The sequence below is a fragment of the Microbacterium paludicola genome (assembly GCF_015235415.1).
Taxonomy (GTDB): Bacteria; Actinomycetota; Actinomycetes; order Actinomycetales; family Microbacteriaceae; genus Microbacterium; species Microbacterium paludicola.
Genome location: NZ_JADGLL010000045.1, coordinates 1 through 20,757 on the forward strand (window position 1 = coordinate 1; position 20,757 = coordinate 20,757).

Consider the following 20,757-nt stretch of genomic DNA (forward strand, 5'->3'; position numbering starts at 1 on the left):
GGGTACAACCCAACCGGTGGTTCGAGGGGCTTGAGCCCGACCGCGGGTCAGCGGAGGCGAGGGGTTCGGCGGCGAAGTAGGGGTGAGCCTGCGAACCGGGCCCCAACTTCGCCGACGAACCCCTGCCGCAGCGGAACCCCCCAAGCGGAACCCCCCGCGTGGGATGCGATCAACCGGCCGCGGGTCAGTCGTGCACCCACACCTCGGTGCCGACCTGGGCGAAGCGGTAGAGGTGCTCGGCCGCGGCGATCGTCATGTTGACGCAGCCGTGGCTCATCCGCGCGCCCGCACCGAAGTTGCCGTGCCAGTACGTGCCGTGGAAACCCTGGTCGCCGTTGAAGAAGCTGACCCACGGCACCTTCTCGGTGCAGTACCCGTAGCCGTAGTCTCCGCCGTTGCAGTCGCCCATGTCCTGCATCGCCCGCTGCACGTACACGGTGTAGTGGCCGGTGCGGGTCTCATGGGCGCCGCCCGTTCCGATGGCCACCGGGTACGACGCGATGAGCGCGCCGTTCTCATACAGCAGGGTGGTGCCCGCGCTCTTGTCGACCTCGATCGTGCGCATCAGCGCCTGCGACTCGTGCGGGATGACCGTGCCCTGCAGCTCGAAGCGCAGGTCGCCGCCGTTCACGGAGGCGGCGACCTTCTCGGCGAGACCGTCGGTCGATCCGATGCCGAAGCCGTCCTGCCCGGCCTGGATCGTCCGCAGCACCGCGCCGGCCGAGTTCGTCACCACCTGTCCGGGCACCGGCGCCGTGTTCAGCCGCTCGGGCAGGGTCTTCACGAGCTCGTCGATCGCCGCGACGTCCGCCGCGATCGCGAAGCCGCCGGTCGCGGGATCGGCGGAGATCTCGATCCACGATGCCAGCGTCGCGAGGTCGATCGGCACCGAGCCGCCTCCGTCGACGTGGAAGCCGGCGTCGCCCGCCTGGTCGTTGAGCCCCGCCGCGAACGCCTCGGCCGCCTCGGTGCGGATCGCCGCGGCCCGCTCGGTCTGGAGCGGCTTGGCGGTGAGCGCCCCGCCGGCGGTGAGGGATGCGGCAAGGTCGGCCTCGAGCGCGGCGAGATCCACCCCACGCCCCGGCACCGCGGGCGTCGCGGCGAAGCGGCCCGCCGCCTCGTCGAACGCCACCTGCGCGTCCACCGGATCGGCGAACAGCTCCGGTGCCTGCGCGCGCAGCACGCCGGACGCCGCGACCGGATCGATCGCGAGGGCCGCCTCGATCGGCTCGGGATCCCAGCCGCTCAGGTTCCAGAGCGGGTGCGTCTCGAGCGCCTGACGCGCGAGCGCCTCCGCGTCGACCGTGACGCCGAGATCGGCCGTCGACATCGTCGCGCCGCCGACGACGACGTCCGCGCCCGCGATCCGCGCGCGGATGGCATCCTCGGCCGCATCTGCGGTCATCCAGCCCACCGGCGTGCCGGCGACGGTCACCCCGGGTGCGATGAACAGGGCCGACGCGTATGCGGCGCCCGCGGCCGCGAGGGCGAGCGGGATGCCGACCCACAGGGCGACGCGGCCGCGACGGCGACGCGGGGCCGGCTCGGGCTCGGCGGATGAGGGGGCGGCGATCGCTTCGGTGACGGTGCTCACACCACGTATTGTCCGGAACCCGCGGTTCCCTTCACATCCGCTTTCCGGATGATCCCGGGCGGGCGTGCCTCATCCTGCCGTGTCGAAGCGAGGGATCGGGGCAAGGCCCGCGATCACGCTGCCTCGAGGCGCTCCGCATCCAGGATCGTGTAGCTGTAGCCCTGCTCCGCGAGGAAGCGCTGGCGGTTCTGCGCGAAGTCCTGGTCGACAGTGTCGCGCGCGATCAGCGTGTAGAAGCTCGCGGTGTGCTCGGTCTGCTTGGGGCGCAGCAGGCGGCCGAGGCGCTGGGCCTCCTCCTGCCGCGAGCCGAACGATCCGGAGACCTGGATGGCGACCGACGCCTCCGGAAGGTCCACCGAGAAGTTCGCGACCTTCGACACCACAAGCAGGTTGATCGTTCCGTCGCGGAACGCCTGGAAGAGCCGCTCCCGCTCGTCGACCGGCGTCGATCCGGTGATCTTCGGCGCATCCAGGGCCTCCGACAGCTCGTCGAGCTGCTCGAGGTACTGGCCGATCACGAGGATCTGCTCGCCCGGGTGCTTGGCGATCAGGCTGCGCACGACGTCGATCTTCGCGGGGGCCGTCGCCGCCAGGCGGTACCGGTCCTCGTCGGCGCTGGCGGCGTACTCGAGCCGCTCGCTCGGCGGCAGGTCCACGCGCACCTCGTAGCAGGCGGCGGGGGAGATGAAGCCCTGGGCCTCGATCTCCTTCCACGGGGCATCGAACCGCTTGGGGCCGATGAGGCTGAACACGTCGCCCTCGCGGCCGTCCTCGCGCACGAGCGTGGCGGTCAGGCCGAGTCGGCGGCGCGCTTGCAGGTCGGCGGTGAGCTTGAACACGGGCGCCGGCAGCAGGTGCACCTCGTCGTACACGATGAGGCCCCAGTCGAGCGCGTTCAGCAGCGCGAGGTGCGGGTACTCGCCCTTCCGGCGCGCGGTGAGGATCTGGTACGTCGCGATCGTGACCGGCTTGACCTCCTTGGTCTGGCCGGAGTACTCGCCGATCTCCTCGGGGGTGAGCGACGTGCGCTTGAGCAGCTCGTCGCGCCACTGCCGCGCCGACACCGTGTTGGTGACGAGGATGAGCGTCGTCGTCTTCGTCTCCGCCATCGCGGCCGCGCCGACGAGCGTCTTGCCGGCACCACACGGAAGCACGACGACGCCCGAGCCGCCGTCGTGGAACTTCTCGACCGCCTCGCGCTGGTACGGGCGCAGTGCCCAGCCGTCCTCGTCGAGGTCGATCGGGTGCGGCGTTCCCGGCGTGTAGCCGGCGAGGTCCTCGGCCGGCCAGCCGATCTTGAGCAGCTCCTGCTTGATGTGGCCGCGCGCCCACGCGTCGATGACGTACGTGTCGGGGTCGGGCTGGGCAATCAGCAGCGGCTGGATGCGCTTGTTGCGCGAGACCTCCGCGAGCACCGCGCGATCCGTCGACGTCAGCAGCAGCTCGCCGTCGTCGCCGCGCCGGATCGTCAGGCGGCCGTAGCGATTCACGGTCTCGCGGATGTCGACGGACACCGACGGCGGCACGGGGAATCGCGACCACCGGTCGAGCGTCTGCAGCATGTCGTCGGCGGTGTGACCCGCCGCGCGGGCGTTCCACAGACCGAGCCGGGTGATCCGGTAGGTGTGGATGTGCTCGGGGGCGCGCTCGAGCTCGGCGAAGATCGCGAGCTCGTGCCGCGCCGTCTCCGCGTCGGAGTGCGCGACCTCCAGCAGCACTGTGCGGTCGCTCTGGACGATCAAGGGGCCATCAGCCATAGCCGTCCAGTCTACCTTCGGTCGGATGGGTGGGATCCGGGCGGCACGGGACCGCTCGCTCGGGGGACATCGACCGGAGTGGTGCGGCCGGTCAGGCCTGTCGCACGCTCGTGATGCTCTTGACCGGCAGGGTGCGCTCCACGTCGGCGCCGCGATCCCGCCCGCGCAGCCGCCCGCCGCCGAGCCCCGTCGCCTCGAGCGTGAACGTGCGCGTCGACCCGTCGGGAAGGGCGACGTCGACCTCGAGCACCGACTTCGCGCGCACGGCCGTCTCCAGCTCGCGCTCGAGCCAGGCGGCATCCGCGTCGCCGTTGTGCGCGGCGCGCAGCACCTGGATGAGCGATGCGTAGCGCGATGGCGCATCGGGCTCGGCCGGCTCGGACGCGAGGCGGTGACGGTCGAGGGTCTCGGATCCGCCCTCCTCATCGAGCGCGACGACGGGGTACTTCGCGTCGGCGAGGGCCCAGTACACGGCCTCGCGTGATGCGCGCGTGCGCAGCGTCCGGCCGTCCACGGGCACAAGCCCCAGCGCGCGCAGCGCCTGGTCGACCGCGATCGTCTCGAGCACGCCCTCATCCCGGCTCGACACGATGGTGTGCCCGTTGCGCGTGTCCTGCGAGACCCGCACGAGCCCGTGGCGCTCGGCGATGCGGTGGATGAGGTACTCCAGCGGCTGCGGCACCCCCGTCAGCGACAGCGAGGAGAGGAACTCGAGGATGCTCTCCGCCGTCTCGCCGGCCGACATCGCGCCCGCGATCGAGGGCTCGGTGAACCGATAGGAGGATGCCTGCGCGTGCGACTCGCGCAGGGCGATGTTCTGCAGGCGCACGTCCAGGGCGGGGGCGAGCGGGCCGGGGGAGATCGCGGTCAGGTCGTTCTGCAGGAACACCTTGTCGACCTCGTGCGGCAGCAGCGTGACCAGCGCGCCGGTATCGGGCTCGCCGCCGCGCCGCAGGGAGGTCGCCCACGCCGGCTCCGCGTCCCACAGCGCGGCATCGCCCTCGGTGACGAGGCCGGTGAGGCGCATCAGCCGGCGCCACCGCTCGGCGCGGGCGGGCCAGGACGGGTCGAGCGGGTAGGCGTCGAGCCAGAGGGCGGGATCGATCCAACCGCCGTCCGCCGTGCGCACTCCCGCGGGAAGGGCCTCGCGCAGGGCGATCACGAGCCGGGTCCAGCGCTCGCCGCTCGACTCGCGGATCCAGTCGGCGCCGGCGGGCGTCGCGAGCCAGTGCCGGTCGGAGGCGGCGACGAGCCCCGCTGCCTCGGCGAGCGCGACGAGATCGTCGGCGTCGTCGGCGTCGCGGACGATCTCCTCCTGCACCATGCGCCGCCGATCGGCCGCTCCCACGGCGCCCGTGCCGACGCGCGTCACGGGGGTCCGGAGCGTCATCAGCAGCAGGTCGGCGACGGCCGAGGTCGCGGTGAAGGCGCGCTCAGCGGCGTGCGCCGTCGCCTCGTCGCCGGCGGGGGTGGGCTCACTCGGCGGAGTGCGCTCGGGGAGGACCGGGCCGAGCGCCGCGCGCACCGGTGCGTAAGGGACGCCTGCCGCGTCGGTCAGGCCCAGCCGCTCGGGACCGGTGCCCGCGGCGAGGTCGGCGAGCGCGTCGCGCGGCAGCTCCGTGACCGCGCGGGCCACCGACTCCGGCGCGAGCAGCGCCTCGGCGGCATCGAAGAAGTCGTGCCAGTTCGCGTTCGCCGGCACGCGGCGGCGGCCGAGCAGCGCGGCGAGCTCGGCGTCATCCGCCCGCGCGAGACGCTCGGCGAGCGCGCGTGCATCCGCGATCCCGGGCCGCTCACCCGGCACGACGTCGTTGCTGTTCACGGCGGCTCGAGAGGTCACGGGGCTGCGGGGGTCAGGACCGCCCGGCCTTGCCCCTTCGCACGATGCTCATGATGAGCAGGGTCAGGATGAGCAGGAACGCGATCGGCAGACCGACCAGCGGAACCACCGAGACGATGGGCCAGATGCCGGTGGAGTAGTCGTCCCGCGTCATGCCGGCCGCGGTCGAGATCATGATCGCGAAGAAGCAGAGCACCGAGGCGATGGCGATGCCGAGCGCCATGAACGCAAGAATGCGGTCGATGCGCCGGATCGGCGGATCGGCAGGGGAGTTCGCGCTCATCCTCCCCAGACTAGTCGTACGCGCCGGCGCGATAGTCTGGAACGGCGGGATCGGTCGGTCTCGCTTTTCGTTTTCTCCAACGGGTTGAAGAGGTTTGTCATGCCCACCGGCAAGGTCAGGTTCTACGACGAGGACAAGGGCTTCGGCTTCATCAGCGCGGATGACGGCCAGGACGTCTTCCTGCACGCCAGCGCCCTCCCCGCGGGGGCGCCGGCGCCCAAGCCGGGCGCGCGCCTCGAGTTCGGCGTCGCCGACGGCCGCAAGGGGCTGCAGGCGCTCTCCGTGCGCGTGCTCGAGGCCCCGCCGAGCCTGGTGAAGGCGAAGCGCAAGCCCGCGGATGACATGGCGGTCATCGTCGAGGACCTCGTGAAGCTCCTCGACGGCATCGGCGGCGACCTGCGCCGCGGTCACTACCCGTCCGCCCCGCATGCGCGGAAGGTCGCGGCAGTGCTGCGCAAGGTCGCGGAGGAGCTCGATGCCTGACGCGCCCGAGACGCCCGACGACGTCACTCCCGACGCGGACGTGACCCCCGTCGAGGACTCGACGCGCGAGGAGGATGCGACTCCCGACGCGGTCGAGCTGCCGGAGCCGGATCGTCGCCTCCTGGAGGCGCACGACCTCGCGCTCGCCGCGCTTCACGAGATCACTCCTGCGTCGACGGTCGGCACGGCCGCCGGATACTCCGTCGAGCCCGACGGGGTCGTGTCGCTGCGCTTCGAGAACACGCTGCTCGGTTACCCGGGCTGGTTCTGGACGGTCTCCCTCGCCGTGGTCGAGGGATCCGATCCGACGGTGCTCGAGGTTGAGCTGCTGCCCGGCGAGCAGGCGCTCCTGGCGCCCGAGTGGGTGCCGTGGGCCGTGCGCCTGAAGGAGTACCAGGCCGCCCAGGCCGCCGCAGCCGCGGCCGCGGTCGCCGCCGTGGATCACGGAGATGTCGACGACGCCGACGATGAGGACGCCTACGACGAGGACTTCGAGGACGACGAGTCGTCCATCCTGCACGCCGGAGACGTCGACGGCGTCGACATCGATGCCCTCGACACGGACGACGATGACGATGACTCGGACGATGACGATGACGACGAGTCGGACGACGACGATGGCGATGACTCGGATGACGACGACGATGACGATGACGAGGATGACGACGACTGATCCGTCGTGCTGAACGCCGAACGGCGCCCCGGGGAACCGGGGCGCTGTTCGCGTTGCGGGACGTCGGTCAGACGCCCGCGGGGTCTCGCACGGGGCCGGCGTCGTCGGACTTCACCATCTCGAGCGGCATCGTGCGCGTGTCGATGAGCGGGTTCTCATCCTGTCCGGCGACAAGCGCGGCGGCCTCGTCGCGCGTCTCCACGGCCGGGACCGAACCGAGCAGGGGCCGCCGGGCCGACTCGTCCATCGTCAGCACCGCGACTCCCGCCACCAGGCCGAAGAACATGATGTAGAACGCCGGCATGAAGGTGTTGCCGGTCAGCTGGATGAGCCACTCGCTGAAGAGCGGAGTGGTCCCGCCGAAGAGCGACACCGACAGGTTGTAGGCGATCGCCATCGCCCCGAAGCGCGAGGCGGTCGGGAACAGCGCCGGCAGGGCAGCGGCCGACGGGCCCACCCACAGCGCGACGGGAACGGTGCACAGCGTCAGCGCGATGAAGATCGCCCACAGCGCGCCCGTCTGCAGCAGCGCGAACGCCGGCAGGATGAGCACCAGCGTCGAGGCCGACGCCAGCAGGTACACCGGCTTGCGGCCGATGCGGTCCGAGAGGCGCCCGACGAGCGGCAGGCACGCCGACAGCACGATGAGCACCGGCACCGTGGCCATCGCCGCGAGCAGGTTCGACACGCCGACCTCGGTCTCGAGGTAGGTGGGCATGTAGCTGGTGAGCGCATAGCCGGCCGTGTTGGTGGCCGCGACGATCGCCATGGCGATGAGGATCTGGCGCCAGTAGTGGCGGAAGATGCCGAGGATGCCGTGACGAGCGAGCGGGTCTGCGGCGTCGGGCGTCGTCTCGCCCGCCGAGTCGGCGACCTCGTAGGCCGGCGTCTCCGGGATGCGCGAGCGCAGCCAGATCGCGGCGATGCCGAGGGGGATCGCCACGAGGAACGGGATGCGCCAGCCGTACTCGACCATGGCGCCCGCACCCGAGACCGACTCGACGGCGAGCGTCGTGAGGGCGACCGTCGAAGCACCGGCGGCGAAGCCGAGGTACGAACCCGCGTCGAGCCAGGCCGACCAGTAACCGCGGCGGCTGTCGGGGGAGAACTCCGCCACGTAGGTCGTGGCGCCGGCGTACTCGCCGCCGGTCGAGAACCCCTGCACCATCTTCAGCAGGTACAGCGGGATGATCGCCCACAGGCCGATCTGCGCGGCCGTGGGCAGGAGGCCGATGAGCGCGGTCGACGCGGCCATCATCGCCATCGTCAGGAACAGCACCTTCTGGCGGCCGATCCTGTCGCCGATGGGGCCGAGGATGGCGCCGCCGAGGGGGCGGACGAGGAACGAGACGGCGAAGCCGAACAGCGTCACGAGGAGGCCCGCCTCCCTCGGGAGGCCCTCCGTGAACACCGCCGTCATCGTGACGGCGAGGTAGCCGTAGATGCCGAAGTCGAACCACTCCATGAAGTTGCCGACGACGGTGCCGGAGATGGCGGTGCGGATCCGCGACCGCTTCACCACCAGCACGTCATCGACCCGGAGCCTGCGGGACTGCCGCCGGGGCTTGCGGGCGGTCTGGGAGACCTCCACACGATTCGCCATGGGCGGCTCTGTACTGCTGCGATCCACTGTCATCACTCGTTTCGTATGATCCTGTGCGTTTCGACGGGTGCCCGTCCGCCTGGGGGCGGCGGACACCAAAGCCCCGACCATACCGAGAATCCGGACGGGCCGAGGCCGCGCCCGGATCGATTTGACAGCCTCCGGGCCGCGCGCCATACGCGTGCGCGTTAGCAACCCGATCTGGACGCAGGTTCCGAATCGCCACACAACGACGAACGCCCCCGGCCGAGGCCGAGGGCGTTATCGACGGGAGGGTGTCAGCTGTTCGCGAGCACGTACTCGATCGAGCGGATCAGCTGGCGGACGTCGTCGGGATCGATGGAGACGAACGTGGCGACGCGCAGCTGGTTGCGGCCGAGCTTGCGGTACGGCTCGGTGTCGACGATCCCGTTGGCGCGGAGCGTCTTGGCGATCGCCGCGGCATCGATCGACTCGTCGAAGTCGATCGTCGCCACGACGGGGGAGCGGTGCGCGGGGTCGGCGACGAACGGCGTCGCGACCTCCGATGCCTCCGCCCACTCATACAGGGCGCCCGAGGACTCGGCGGTGCGGGCCGCGGCCCACTCGAGGCCGCCGTTGCCGAGGATCCACGACAGCTGGCTGTCGAGAAGGTGGAGCGTCGTGAGCGCCGGCGTGTTCAGCGTCTGCTGCAGCCGCGAGTTGGCGACGGCCTGCGACAGGCTGAGGAACTCGGGGATGTACCGGTCGGACGCCGCGATCCGCTCGACCCGCTCGATCGCGGCGGGCGACATCGCGGCGAACCACAGGCCGCCGTCCGATCCGAGGTTCTTCTGCGGGGCGAAGTAGTAGACGTCCGCCTCGGTCACGTCGAAGTCGATGCCGCCGGCGGCGCTCGTCGCGTCGATGACGGTCAGCGCGCCCTCGTCCCCGTTCACGCGGGCGACCGGTGCCGAGACCCCCGTGGAGGTCTCGTTGTGCGGCCACGCGTACACGTCGACGCCCTCGACGGCCTCCGCGGCGGTGCGCGAGCCTGCCGCGGCCTCGCGGACGTCCGGCGCCTCGAGCCAGGGCGCCTTCGCCGCCTTGGCGAACTTGCTGCCGAACTCGCCGAACGTCAGGTGCTGGCTGCGGCGCTCGATCAGGCCGAAGGCGGCGGCGTCCCAGAACGCGGTCGAGCCGCCGTTGCCGAGGACGATCTCGTACCCGTCGGGCAGGCGGAAGAGATCGCCGAGGTGCTCGCGCACGCTCGCGACGAGGTTCTTCACGGGTGCCTGACGGTGCGACGTCCCCAACAGCGAGGAGCCCACGGCGGCAAGCGCCTCGATCTGCTCGGCGCGCACCTTCGAGGGGCCGCACCCGAAGCGACCGTCGGCGGGCAGGAGATCGGCGGGGATCGTCAGCGTCATGCGCCCCAGCATATTGCGGGCAGAGCCCTCGCCTCGGCCGTGTGTCCGTCTCGGTCGTTAGGATTGCCTGAGTACCCGCGGCGACTGCGCCGCGCGACCCGCCTCCTTCTGACAGGGCTGCCATGACCGACCTGATCGACACCACCGAGATGTACCTCCGCACGATCCTCGAGCTCGAGGAGGAGAACATCGTGCCGCTGCGTGCGCGCATCTCGGAGCGGCTCGGTCACTCGGGCCCGACGGTCTCGCAGACGGTGGGCCGGATGGAGCGCGACGGGCTCGTCGTCGTCGGCATCGACCGCCGGCTGGAGCTGACCGACGCCGGACGCCAGAAGGCCGTCGACGTGATGCGCAAGCACCGCCTCGCCGAGCGCCTCCTGTCCGACGTGATCGGCCTCGACTGGGCGTACGTCCACGAGGAGGCCTGCCGCTGGGAGCACGTGATGAGCGAGCAGGTGGAGCGCCGTCTCGTCGAGCTGCTGGGGCACCCGACCGAGTCGCCGTACGGAAACCCGATCCCCGGGCTCGACCAGCTCGGCGGCGCGCCGGCGCACACGTTCGAGGAGGGCGTCGTGGGCCTGGTCAAGCGTCTCGACGCCGAGGGCGGTCCCATCCGCGGCACGGTCCGTCGCCTGGCGGAGCCCGCGCAGGTCGATCCGGATCTCCTGCAGCAGCTGCGCGGCGCCGGCGTGATCCCGGGAGCCGAGGGCGGCTACCGCTACAGCGAGGGCTACGTGCTGGTCCAGATGGACGGCAACGAGGACGCGCTCGAGCTGCCCGTCGAGCTCGCCTCGCACATCTTCCTCGTCGACGACCGCGTCGCCGTCTGAGGCCGTCGGTCCCACTGATCGGGCAGTAGCGCACGGAACGGGCCGGGATGCCAGGGGATTGACAGGTCCCTATCCCGATAGGAGCGTGACAATTCCGTTACCTTCCCGTAGTGTCGGGGGATACCCGGGGTGACCCGTTCCCCGGGTTGCTCCGTGGGAAATCGCCTCAACGGCTCGTCGTTTCCACGGATCGCACACTGCGTGCCCCGACAAACCAGTGCTGACGAGCCGGCGGACCCGAACCGCAAGGTGATGGAGGATCAGCATTGTCCGAAAACGTTCCATCTGCCGTCTCTCCCGACACGGCTGAGTCAGCGAGTCTCGTCCCCACCCGGTCGACGACCCCCGCCCGTCCCGTCAACATGCGCGCCGCCATCCGCCGCGCCGAGCGCGACGCCCGCCGCGCGGTCGCCCCGAAGATCCGTCCCGTCCGCGCCATCGGCACGGTCGCCGCGGTGGGCGCCCTGATCGCCGGTGTCGCCTTCCCGGCCTACGCCGCCATCCAGTCCGAGGCACAGCCCGTCTCGGTGCACGACGTCGCCGCCGGATCCGCGCAGTCGCTCGTCGTCGCCTCCGAGGTGAAGACCGCCGGCGTCGCGGGCTCGGACTACTCCGCGACGACCCCGGAAGAGGTCGCCGCGGCGAAGGCCGAGGCCGAGGCCGCCGAGCGCGCCAAGCAGCAGGCAGCAGCCGCTGCACAGGCAGCCGCCGCCCAGACGTACACGACGACGTCGGCGGCCCCGTCGGTCGCCAGTGTCGCCGCCCCGCCCGCCGTGAGCGGCGGCTTCGGCGCCCCGCTGCCGGGTGGCTACACGATCACCCGCTCCGTCGGCGGCGCCCACCAGGGCACCGACATGGTCATCGGCGCGGGCACCCCGATCTACGCGGTCACCTCCGGCACGGTCGTGACCGCCGGTTACTCGGGCGCCTATGGCAACCTCGTGACCTTCGTGGGCAACGTGAACGGCTCGTCCGTCGAGGTCCGCAACGCGCACATGAGCTCGATCGCCGTCGGCCCCGGCCAGACCGTCTCCGCCGGCCAGATCATCGGCTACGTCGGCAGCACCGGCCGCTCGACCGCGAACCACCTCCACATCGAGGTGCGCATCAACGGCGGCCTCGTCGATCCGATGGGTGTCCTCCCCATCTGAGCCGCGACGGCACCCGCACCGCCGACGAGACCCGCGCCACCCGGCGCGGGTCTCGTCGCGTCCGGGCGCATCGGCAGCCCCGTGTCCGTGACACGCCCGGGAATTCACCTTCCGTTCGGTGCCTGCGGCGCGGGCGTGGGCTAGCCTGATCCCGTCGTCCAGAGGGACGAAGGGAGAAGCCGATGGAACGAATACCTCGCATCCGCACCATGGATGCGCTCGGGCGTTACGTCCTTCGGCATCGTGTGCACGCGAGCCGCGGTACCACCGTGGCCATGGAGGCGCCGTCTGTCTAGACGGCGCCTTTTCTCGTCTCTGCACACCTTCATCCGTCGACACGACCGCAGTTCGGGACTCCCGGAAGCCGTCCGGGAGCGATCGAGAGGATGTCGGATGCGCACGCTGGTGTTGAACGCGGGCTATGAGCCGCTCGCCGTGATCTCCTTCAAACGAGCCCTGGTGCTCGTGATGAGCGAGAAGGCGACGGTGATCGAGCGCGACGAGGAAGAACCGATCTGGGGCACGAACGCCTCCTACGACCGACCCGCCGTGATCGTGCTGACGCGCTACGTGCGCGTGCCGACCTCGCGGCGCATCCCGGTCACGCGGCGGGGCGTGCTGCGTCGCGACGCCTACCGCTGCGTGTACTGCGGCAAGGCGGCGTCCACGATCGACCACATCCTGCCGCGTTCGCGTGGCGGCGCCGACTCGTGGGAGAACCTCGCCGCCTGCTGCCTGCGCTGCAACAACATCAAGAGCGACCGCACGCCGCAGGAGATGGGCTGGGAATTGCGGATGACGCCGCGCCCGCCGCACGGCACCGCGTGGACCGTGCGCGGCGTCGAGCGCAGCGATCCCCGCTGGGAGCCGTACCTGGCGCTCGCCGCCTGACGCAGCGACCTCCGCGGATCCGATCCGCACGCCCGCTGTTCGCGAACCGTTCGCATTGACTGAGTAGAGTCTCCGGTGCGCCGACGAGGCGCGGCCGACGACTCTGACACAGGAGGCTGATCGTGGCGAAGAAGACCAAGACCGAGAAGGCGGCGGAGGCGGCGATCGAGGCCGCGGCCGATGCTGCGAAGGACGCGAAGAAGCTCAGCAAGTCGCTGCCGAAGAAGGACGCGAAGAAGCTGCGCTCGCTGGCCGAGGAGGCCGCCGACGCGGCGGACGTCTCGAAGAAGAAGATCGCGAAGAAGCCCCGCAAGGTCGTCAAGGAAGCCTCGGCCGCCGTCGCCGCGATCGACAAGGCGACCGAGAAGATCGAGTCGAAGCTCGCGCAGCGCGCCGCGGAGAAGAAGGCCGCCGAGAAGCTCGTGAAGAAGGCCCGCAAGCGCGCGGCCGAGCGCGAGGCGCCGGATGCGCCCGAGGCCCCGAGCGTCATCGAGGCGCCGGACGAGATCGAGGCCCCGGACGAGACCGAGGCGCCGGATGAGACCGAGGCAGCAGGCGAGCTCCAGACCGCCGCGCAGGTCGAGCCGGTCGAGCCGGTCGAGCCGCGGGAGGCCGAGACGGCCGCGCCTGCCGACGTCGAGCCCGGCGAGATCGAGCGCCCCGCTCCCGCCGTCGCGGAGGAGCCCGCACCGCGCCGCCGTGCGCCCAAGGCGGCCGTCGCACCGTTCGACGCCTCGAGCCTGTCGTCGATGTCCGTCGCCGAGCTGCGTGCGAAGGCGCGCGCAGAGCAGCGCACGGGGTACTCCCGCCTGACGAAGGCGCAGCTCGTCGAGCTGTTCTCCTGACCCGCCCGTGACGACCGGAGGCGACCCGACGCCCGTGACCCCGGGCGCGTTCGACCGCACCCACGCCGCACCTCCCGCGCGGACGCTCATCGACATCCTGCGCGAGACCGCGCGACGTCATCCCGAGGCCTCCGCGATCGAGGACGAGAGGGGCGCCCTCAGCTATCGCGAGATGCTCGCCCTCATCTGGCGAACGGCGGCCCGCCTGCACGACAGCGGCGTGCGCCGGGGCGACCGCGTCGGAATCCGGATGCCGTCGGGCGACCGCGAGCTCTACGTCGCGATCCTCGGCGTGATGGCAGCGGGCGCCGCCTACGTGCCGGTCGACGCGGACGACCCGCAGGAGCGTGCCGACCTGGTCTTCGGCGAGGCGCGGGTGCGCGGCGTGATCGGCGCGGGCGGGACGTTCGCGGCCGCGGGCGATCCCGCAGCGTCGGACGAGGAGCTGTTCGACGGGGAGGACCCCCATCCGGCCACGCACGCGGTCTCCGTCGTCGAGCCGCCCGCGCTCGACGACGACGCGTGGATCATCTTCACGTCGGGCTCGACGGGAGTCCCGAAGGGCGTGGCGGTCTCGCACCGGTCGGCGGCGGCGTTCGTCGACGCCGAGGCGCGGATGTTCCTGCAGGATGCGCCGCTCGGCCCCGGCGATCGCGTGCTGGCCGGGCTGTCGGTCGCGTTCGACGCCTCGTGCGAGGAGATGTGGCTCGCGTGGGGCCACGGCGCCTGTCTCGTGCCGGCGCCGCGCGCCCTCGTGCGCTCGGGAGAGGACCTCGGGCCGTGGCTCGTCGGGCACGGCATCACCGCCGTGTCGACGGTGCCGACGCTCGCCGCCCTCTGGCCGCAGGACGCGATCGAGAACCTGCGCCTGCTGATCTTCGGCGGCGAGGCGCTGCCGCCCGAGCTCGCCGCCCGACTCGTGAGCGACGAGCGCGAGGTGTGGAACACGTATGGGCCGACCGAGGCGACGGTCGTCGCCTGCGGCGCGCGGATGGATGCCGCGGCGCTCGCCGCGGGAGAGCCCGTGCGCATCGGCCTGCCCCTTGACGGCTGGGCCCTCGAGGTCGTCGATGCGGACGGAAACCCCGTCGCGGAGGGCGAGGTGGGCGAGCTGATCATCGGCGGCGTCGGCCTCGCGCGCTACCTGGATCCGGCGAAGGACGCCGAGAAGTACGCCCCGATGCCGACGCTCGGCTGGGAGCGCGCATACCGGTCGGGTGACCTGGTGCGGGCGGATCCCGAGGGCCTCGTCTTCCAGGGGCGCGCCGACGACCAGGTGAAGATCGGCGGCCGCCGCATCGAGCTCGGCGAGGTCGAGGCCGCGCTGCAGGCGCTCACGGCCGTCTCGGCGGCGACCGTCGTCGTGCAGCGCTCGGAGGGCGGCGTGTCCCTCCTCGTCGGCTATGTGGTCCCCACCGAGGGCTTCGACCGTCAGGTCGCGCGCGCCGAGCTCTCCGAGACCCTGCCGGCGCCGCTCATCCCGATCCTCGCGGTGATGGACGAGCTTCCCGTCCGGACCTCGGGCAAGGTCGACAAGGCGGCGCTGCCGTGGCCGCTCGAGACCGGTGACGGGGGGGACTCGTCGCTGTCCGGCACGGCGGCGTGGCTGGCCGAGCAGTGGGTCGCGGTGCTCGGCACGCGCCCGGCCGACGAGAAGGCCGACTTCTTCCAGCTCGGCGGCGGTTCGCTGGCCGCCGCACAGCTCGTCTCGCGGATCCGCACGCGGGCGCCCGAGTTCACGATGGGCGACGTATACGACCTTCCCCGTCTCGGCCAGATGGCGGCCGCGGTCGAGGTCGAGTCGAGCGACGACGCGCCGAGCGGCGAGTTCCGCACGGCGCGCCCGACACCGCGGAGCATGCAGTGGGTGCAGACGCTCCTCGGGGCGCCGCTGCTCGCCCTGGCGGGCGCGCGCTGGATCGTCTGGCTGATGGCCGCGTCCTGGATCCTGCAGCTCGCGCCGGGGTTCGAGGTGCTTCCCGACGCGCCGCTCGGGGTCATCCTGCTCGGCATCCTGCTGTTCGCGACGCCGTTCGGGCGGATGGCGATCGCGGCTGTCGCCGCGCGCGTGCTGCTCGCCGGCCTGAAGCCCGGCGACTATCCGCGCGGCGGCGGGGTTCACCTGCGGCTGTGGCTCGCCGAGCAGATCTCGCACCAGATCGACCCCGTGGGCCTCGCGGGAGCGCCCTGGGTCACGTACTACGCCCGCGCCCTCGGTGCGCGCATCGGCGAGGGCGTCGACCTTCACACGCTGCCGCCGGTCACCGGCATGCTGCAGGTGGGTGCGGGCGCCGCGATCGAGCCCGAGGTCGACCTCAGCGGCTACTGGATCGACGGCGACACCGTCCGGATCGGCGGGATCCGGATCGGCGGGGGCGCCGTGATCGGCTCGCGCAGCACGCTCGCCCCCGGTGCCCGCATCGGGCGCGACGCGGAGATCGCCCCCGGATCGGCGGTGTTCGGCCGGGTGAAGGCCGGCCAGCGCTGGGCGGGCTCACCCGCCGCCCGCGTCGGCGGGCGCTCGGCTCCGCTCGCCCCGACCCGGCCGCCGGCGCCGCGTCGCTGGTTGTGGGCGTACGCCGCCTCGTCGGCGATGCTCGGGCTGCTGCCGCTCGCCGCCTTCGCCGTCGGCGGCCTCGTGCTCGCCCAGGGCATCCGCGGGGCCGACTCGCTCATCGACGCGGTCCCCGGCGTGCTCGCGCTGCTCGTGCCGGCGGTGCTCGTCACCGGCGTGCTCTTCGCGGGAGCCGTCGCCGGGCTCGTCCGCCTGCTCGCCATCGGTCTCGTCGAGGGCGTGCACCCCGTGCGAGGCCGCGTGGCGTGGCAGGCGTGGACGACCGAGCGCCTGCTCGACTCGGCGCGCACCATCCTGTTCCCGATCTATTCGAGCCTGTTCACGCCGATCTGGCTGCGCCTGCTCGGCGCGAAGGTCGGTCGCGACGTCGAGGCGTCCACGGTGCTGCTCATCCCGTCGATGACGGTGATCGACGACGGCGCGTTCCTCGCCGACGACACGATGGTCGGCACCTACGAGCTGCGGGGCGGCTGGATGCGGCTCGGGGCGGCAAGGATCGGCAAGCGCGCGTTCCTCGGCAACTCGGGGCTCGCGGGCGCCGGCCACCGCGTGCCGAAGAACGCCCTCGTCGCCGTGCTCTCGGTCGCGCCGGAGAAGGCGAAGGCCGGCTCGTCCTGGCTCGGATCGCCCGCGGTGCGCCTGCGCCGCATCGTCAACGATGCCGACCTCGAGCGCACGTACCGGCCCCGCGCGTCTCTGCGCGTCGCCCGCGCGCTCTGGGAGCTGTGCCGCGTCGTCCCCGTGTTCCTCACCTGCGCGCTGGGGGTGGGGGTCATGCTCACCCTCGCGTGGCTGATCGAGACGATCGGGCCCGTGTGGAGCCTCCTGCTCTCGGGCGTCGTCCTGCTGGTCGCGGGCTTCCTCGCCGCGAGCATCACGACGATCGCGAAGTGGGCGATCGTGGGGCCCATCCGCCCCGGGGAGCATCCGCTGTGGTCGAGCTTCGTGTGGCGCACCGAGGTGTCGGACACCTTCACCGAGATGCTCGCCGCGCCCTGGTTCGCGAACGCGGCGGCGGGCACGCCGGCGCTCGCCGTGTGGCTGCGCTCGCTCGGCGCGAAGATCGGTCGCGGCGTGTGGACCGACAGCTACTGGCTTCCCGAGCCCGACCTCGTCACCCTCGGCGACGGCGCGACGGTGAACCGCGGATGTGTGGTCCAGACGCATCTGTTCCATGATCGAGTGATGAGCATCGACACGGTCACCTTCGAGCCCGGTGCGACGCTCGGGCCGCACAGCGTCATCCTCCCCGCCGCGACGATCGGCGCCTCGGCGACGGTCGGCCCCGCGTCGCTCGTGATGCGCGGCGAGGGCGTGCCGGACGGCAGTCGGTGGAGCGGGAACCCCATCGGGCCGTGGCGGGCGGTGAAGGTGCGCGCCTACCAGGCCGTCGAGCGCCAGCCCGAGGCCGCGGTCGGGGTGCACGCGTGAAGCCCGACGCGTACACGCCGCTGAGCGGTGACCCGAACGTCAGGATCGCCCGCTACGAGCTGCAGCTCGACTACCGTGTCGCCACCAACCGGCTCGACGCGGTGGCCACCGTCACCGGCAGAGTGCGCGAGCGCACGAAGTCGATCTCGCTCGACCTCGTCGGCCTCCGCGCGACGCGTGTCAAGGCCGCCGGCCGCTCGGACGTGAAGCACCGCCAGACCGACCGCAAGCTCAAGCTCGCCTTCGGTGCGCCCCTCGAGGCGGGGGAGTCGTTCACCCTCACGATCGCGTACGGCGGCGCGCCGCGCGCCCGCGGCACCCGCTGGGGCACCCTCGGCTGGGAGGAGCTGAACGACGGCGTGCTCGTCGCCTCGCAGCCCACAGGCGCGCCCACCTGGTTCCCGTGCAACGACCTTCCTCGCGACAAGGCGACGTACCGGATCCGCGTGACCACCGACGCGGCGTACACGGTGGTGGCGGGCCAGCCCGTCACGCCTGCCCTCGAGCGCGGGAGGCGGGTGTGGACGTTCGACCTCGACGTCCCCACGCCGACGTATCTCGTCGCGCTGTACATCGGGCGCTACACGCGCCGGGACGTGGAACTCGGCGGGGTGCGGGGCGCCATCCTGTACCCGCGGGCGATCGAGTCGCGCGTCGAGGCCGATTTCGCCGACCTCGGCCGGATGATGACCGTGTTCGAAGAGGCCTTCGGCCCGTACCCGCTGCCGGGATACACCGTCGTGGTGACGGAGGACGACCTCGAGATCCCGCTCGAGGCGCAGGGGATGGCGGTGTTCGGCGCGAACCACATCGATGGCGAGGGCGGCCTCGAGCGGCTGATCGCGCACGAGCTGGCGCACCAGTGGTTCGGCAACAGCGTCGGCCTCGCGCGGTGGCGCGACATCTGGCTCAACGAGGGTTTCGCCTGCTACGCCGAGTGGATCTGGGAGGAGCGCTCGGGCGGTCCGTCCGCGCACGCGCTCGCGCTCGGCTACCACGGCCGGCTCGCCGAGCTGCCGCAGGACGTGGTGCTCTCCGACCCGGGAGCCGACCTCATGTTCGACGACCGCGTCTACAAGCGCGGCGCCCTCGCGCTCCACGCGCTGCGGCTGACGATCGGCGACGAGCCGTTCTTCGGCGTGCTGCGGGCCTGGACCGAGCGACACCGCGGCGGCACGGCCAAGACGGCCGACTTCGTCCGGCTCGTGGAGGAGCTCGCCGGCGGCCTCGCCGCATCCCTCCTCGGCCCGTGGCTCGACGACGTCGCCCTCCCCGCGCTGCCGCCGGGGCCGGCCGTCCGCCCCGCCACCGTCAGCGCGTCGCTGTAGGCAGGATCGCGAGGCTCAGGACGCACCCCGGCGGCGCGGTCTCGAGCGTCACCACCTCGATTGCCGTGTCCCCGCCGGGGACCAGGGCGACGAGCGATCCGCCGGCCTCTGTGAAGCGCACGTCGCCCGGGGGGACGCGCGTGCCGCGGCCGTCGGCCTTCAGCGCGGCCTCGATCCTCGTCCAGCCGGCGCGATCCGGCGGCGGCTGCGGCGCGAACAGCGGAGCGAGGCCGGGCAGGGGGCCCGTGCCGCGCTCGACGTCGACACCCACGGCCGACGCGTCGCGCGTCAGGGCCGCAGCGGCGACCACGATCCGCCCGGCGTAGCTCACGCTCACGACGACGGGAGCCGCGACGGCGTGCGGTGCGCCGTGGTCCTCCGCGCCGCAGTGGCGGCAGCGCCGCGCGATGGATGCGTCGGCGCCGGGCGCGAGCTCGGCGATGAGTCCGGCGAGCAGTGCGTCGCCGCGCGCGCGGCGCTCCTCGCGGAACCCGCAGCTCCGCGCCGCGCGGGGCGATCCATCCCGGCTCGGGCCTTCCGGCGCGACCTCGGCGACCCGGTCCCAGGTCACGAGCACCGGACCGACCCGAAGCGGCGGGGTCGCGCTCATCCCGCGAGGGCCCGCGATTCGGCGGGTGCGCCCGCGTCCGCCAGCAGCTCCAGCAGGTGCGCCGAGGGGGCCTCGACCCGATCGCGGGAGGCCGAGACGACCGACACGATCCAGGCGGAGCCGGTCGCCTCGGGCAGGTTCAGGACGCGAAGGCCCGCGGCCTGCGGCTTCGCCGCGACGTGCCGGGGGACGATCGCGACGCCGAGGCCGCGGGAGACGAGGTCGAGGAGCGTGTGGACGTCGTTGACCGTGCAGCGCACGCGGCGATGGACGCCGTGCGCGGCGAGCGTGTCCTCGTTCAGCTCGCGGACGCCCCACGACGCGGTGAAGTCGATGAAGTCCTCGCCCTCCAGCTGGCGCCACGCGATCTCCTGCCGCGCCGATCCGCGGGCGGCGAGCGGATGATCCGGGGCCGCGAGCAGGACGAGCGACTCCTGGCCGAGGGTGCGGTGGGGGAGCGCGCCGAGGTGCTTCGCGGTCGCCACGAACGCCACGTCGATGTCGCCGGCGCGCGTCATCGCGACCAGATCCTGCGATCCGGCCTGTGTGAAGTGCGTCTCCACCCGGGGGTGGCGGCGATGGAACCGCTCGAGCAGCGCCGCGACGTCGACGAAACCGAGGCACTGCTCGGCGCCGATGCGCAGCGAGCCGGTCACCTCGCGGCTTGCCATCACGACCGCGTCGCGCGCGGCGCCGGCCTGGGCGAGCATCTGCCGGGCGTAGGGAAGGAGGGCGAGCCCGGCCTCGGTCAGCTCGACTCTGCGGGTGGTGCGGTCGAACAGGGCGGTGCCGAGCTCCTCCTCGAGACTGCGGATCGCGGAGGACAGACCCGACTGCGAGATGCCCGCCAGCTCGGCGGCGCGCGTGAAGTGCCGCTCCTCGGCCACCGCGAGCAGATACTCCATCTGGCGCAGATCCATCCATTCCCTCCGCATCTCAATCCCAGAACTGCAAACTGTTGGACTTCTAGATTAGCCGTTCCTAGGCTGAAGCAGCGGCCCGTTCGGCGCCGCCATCGACGTCACGTCTCTGGAGAAAGAGAGCACATGCAGCAGCGCACAATCGGAGGTCGTTCCGTCTCGGCGATCGGCCTCGGCGGCATGCCCATGTCGATCGAGGGCCGTCCCGACGAGGAGCGGTCGATCGCGACGATCCACGCGGCGCTCGACGCCGGCGTCACGCTGATCGACACCGCGGACGCCTACCACCGCGACGCGAACGAGGTTGGCCACAACGAGGAGCTCATCGCGCGCGCCCTGCGCGAGTACGGTGCCGGCTCCGCCGACGTCCTCGTGGCGACGAAGGGCGGTCACCTCCGTCCCGGCGACGGCACCTGGACGCGCAACGGGGCTCTTCGGACATCCGGTGGGGTGAGGGTGGCCGGGCGGTGATTCGGCGGTAGGGGTCGAGGTCCCCGAGGATCAGAAGCGCTAACTCTCTGATTCCGACCGAGGACCTCGACGTGCTTCACCCTA

Annotated in this window: 16 protein-coding genes and 1 pseudogene; 9 read left to right on the top strand and 8 right to left on the bottom strand. The window is 72.1% G+C overall.

All coding sequences use genetic code 11. The annotated features are described in order from the left end of the window. Positions 1–184: 184 nt before the first annotated feature. From IR155_RS16290 to IR155_RS13510, 4 genes are all read right to left on the bottom strand, one after another. Complete coding sequence (locus IR155_RS16290) at positions 185–1,594, bottom strand: L,D-transpeptidase (protein WP_135115334.1); 1,410 nt, start codon at positions 1,592–1,594, stop codon at positions 185–187. A gap of 113 nt (positions 1,595–1,707) precedes the next feature. Next, positions 1,708–3,351 (bottom strand): DNA repair helicase XPB, encoded by a 1,644-nt coding sequence (locus IR155_RS13500; protein WP_135115335.1) that lies wholly within the window; start codon positions 3,349–3,351, stop codon positions 1,708–1,710. A 91-nt stretch (positions 3,352–3,442) separates the two neighbouring features. After that, complete coding sequence (locus IR155_RS16295; protein WP_233441212.1) at positions 3,443–5,173, bottom strand: helicase-associated domain-containing protein; 1,731 nt, start codon at positions 5,171–5,173, stop codon at positions 3,443–3,445. A gap of 31 nt (positions 5,174–5,204) precedes the next feature. Continuing rightward, complete coding sequence (locus tag IR155_RS13510; protein WP_135115336.1) at positions 5,205–5,474, bottom strand: multidrug ABC transporter ATPase; 270 nt, start codon at positions 5,472–5,474, stop codon at positions 5,205–5,207. 99 nt (positions 5,475–5,573) lie between these two features. On the opposite strand from IR155_RS13510, the gene IR155_RS13515 reads away from it, so the two are divergent. After that, entirely contained in the window at positions 5,574–5,957 is a 384-nt protein-coding gene (locus tag IR155_RS13515; protein ID WP_135115337.1) for a cold-shock protein, read from the top strand. Next, on the top strand, positions 5,950–6,630 hold the full coding sequence (locus IR155_RS13520; RefSeq protein ID WP_135115338.1) for a DUF3027 domain-containing protein: 681 nt from the start codon (positions 5,950–5,952) through the stop codon (positions 6,628–6,630). Before IR155_RS13515 ends, IR155_RS13520 begins: the two co-directional genes overlap by 8 nt. A gap of 67 nt (positions 6,631–6,697) precedes the next feature. On the opposite strand, the gene IR155_RS13525 is transcribed toward IR155_RS13520, so the two are convergent. Together IR155_RS13525 and serC are read right to left on the bottom strand one after the other, a co-directional pair. After that, positions 6,698–8,233, bottom strand: coding sequence for an MFS transporter (locus IR155_RS13525; protein ID WP_135115339.1), 1,536 nt, complete (start codon positions 8,231–8,233; stop codon positions 6,698–6,700). A gap of 278 nt (positions 8,234–8,511) precedes the next feature. Next, positions 8,512–9,621, bottom strand: coding sequence for a phosphoserine transaminase (gene serC, locus IR155_RS13530; RefSeq protein ID WP_135115340.1), 1,110 nt, complete (start codon positions 9,619–9,621; stop codon positions 8,512–8,514). Positions 9,622–9,743: 122 nt separating this feature from the next. Between serC and IR155_RS13535 the strand changes: the two genes are divergently transcribed. The 6 genes from IR155_RS13535 to IR155_RS13560 all read left to right on the top strand — a co-directional run bounded on the left by IR155_RS13535 (position 9,744) and on the right by IR155_RS13560 (position 18,672). Further along, entirely contained in the window at positions 9,744–10,451 is a 708-nt protein-coding gene (locus tag IR155_RS13535) for a metal-dependent transcriptional regulator (protein ID WP_135115341.1), read from the top strand. A gap of 362 nt (positions 10,452–10,813) precedes the next feature. Next, positions 10,814–11,602, top strand: coding sequence for a M23 family metallopeptidase (locus IR155_RS13540; protein ID WP_135115342.1), 789 nt, complete (start codon positions 10,814–10,816; stop codon positions 11,600–11,602). 393 nt (positions 11,603–11,995) lie between these two features. Continuing rightward, positions 11,996–12,493: an HNH endonuclease gene (locus tag IR155_RS13545; protein WP_135115343.1), complete on the top strand. Its 498-nt coding sequence runs from the start codon at positions 11,996–11,998 to the stop codon at positions 12,491–12,493. 122 nt (positions 12,494–12,615) lie between these two features. Then, positions 12,616–13,338 carry a hypothetical protein gene (locus IR155_RS13550; protein ID WP_135115344.1) on the top strand — a complete coding sequence of 241 codons (723 nt, stop codon included), beginning with the start codon at positions 12,616–12,618 and terminating at the stop codon, positions 13,336–13,338. A gap of 7 nt (positions 13,339–13,345) precedes the next feature. After that, on the top strand, positions 13,346–17,344 hold the full coding sequence (locus IR155_RS13555; protein ID WP_194210342.1) for a Pls/PosA family non-ribosomal peptide synthetase: 3,999 nt from the start codon (positions 13,346–13,348) through the stop codon (positions 17,342–17,344). Beyond that, entirely contained in the window at positions 17,341–18,672 is a 1,332-nt protein-coding gene (locus tag IR155_RS13560) for a M1 family metallopeptidase (protein WP_135115345.1), read from the top strand. Before IR155_RS13555 ends, IR155_RS13560 begins: the two co-directional genes overlap by 4 nt. Here the strand turns inward: IR155_RS13560 and IR155_RS13565 are convergent. Both IR155_RS13565 and IR155_RS13570 read right to left on the bottom strand, forming a co-directional pair. Next, the gene (locus IR155_RS13565) at positions 18,656–19,282 is read right to left on the bottom strand and encodes a 4'-phosphopantetheinyl transferase family protein (RefSeq protein ID WP_135115346.1); all 627 of its coding nucleotides are present in this window, start codon (positions 19,280–19,282) and stop codon (positions 18,656–18,658) included. The genes IR155_RS13560 and IR155_RS13565 overlap by 17 nt on opposite strands. Beyond that, positions 19,279–20,202, bottom strand: coding sequence for a LysR family transcriptional regulator (locus tag IR155_RS13570; protein WP_228067222.1), 924 nt, complete (start codon positions 20,200–20,202; stop codon positions 19,279–19,281). Before IR155_RS13570 ends, IR155_RS13565 begins: the two co-directional genes overlap by 4 nt. A gap of 126 nt (positions 20,203–20,328) precedes the next feature. Here IR155_RS13570 and IR155_RS13575 point away from each other — a divergent pair. Then, a pseudogene (locus IR155_RS13575) lies at positions 20,329–20,631 on the top strand (aldo/keto reductase); the annotation flags it as partial. Positions 20,632–20,757: the final 126 nt, after the last annotated feature.

What these genes read in the sequence shown, in the direction of transcription:
- IR155_RS13500 (WP_135115335.1), bottom strand. Translation starts at nt 3,351, where the DNA reads ATGGCTGATGGCCCCTTGATCGTCCAGAGCGACCGCACAGTGCTGCTG.
- IR155_RS13510 (WP_135115336.1), bottom strand. Translation starts at nt 5,474, where the DNA reads ATGAGCGCGAACTCCCCTGCCGATCCGCCGATCCGGCGCATCGACCGC.
- IR155_RS13540 (WP_135115342.1), top strand. Translation starts at nt 10,814, where the DNA reads ATGCGCGCCGCCATCCGCCGCGCCGAGCGCGACGCCCGCCGCGCGGTC.
- serC (WP_135115340.1), bottom strand. Translation starts at nt 9,621, where the DNA reads ATGACGCTGACGATCCCCGCCGATCTCCTGCCCGCCGACGGTCGCTTC.
- IR155_RS13535 (WP_135115341.1), top strand. Translation starts at nt 9,744, where the DNA reads ATGACCGACCTGATCGACACCACCGAGATGTACCTCCGCACGATCCTC.
- IR155_RS13525 (WP_135115339.1), bottom strand. Translation starts at nt 8,233, where the DNA reads ATGGCGAATCGTGTGGAGGTCTCCCAGACCGCCCGCAAGCCCCGGCGG.
- IR155_RS13515 (WP_135115337.1), top strand. Translation starts at nt 5,574, where the DNA reads ATGCCCACCGGCAAGGTCAGGTTCTACGACGAGGACAAGGGCTTCGGC.
- IR155_RS13520 (WP_135115338.1), top strand. Translation starts at nt 5,950, where the DNA reads ATGCCTGACGCGCCCGAGACGCCCGACGACGTCACTCCCGACGCGGAC.
- IR155_RS13570 (WP_228067222.1), bottom strand. Translation starts at nt 20,202, where the DNA reads ATGGATCTGCGCCAGATGGAGTATCTGCTCGCGGTGGCCGAGGAGCGG.
- IR155_RS13565 (WP_135115346.1), bottom strand. Translation starts at nt 19,282, where the DNA reads ATGAGCGCGACCCCGCCGCTTCGGGTCGGTCCGGTGCTCGTGACCTGG.
- IR155_RS13545 (WP_135115343.1), top strand. Translation starts at nt 11,996, where the DNA reads ATGCGCACGCTGGTGTTGAACGCGGGCTATGAGCCGCTCGCCGTGATC.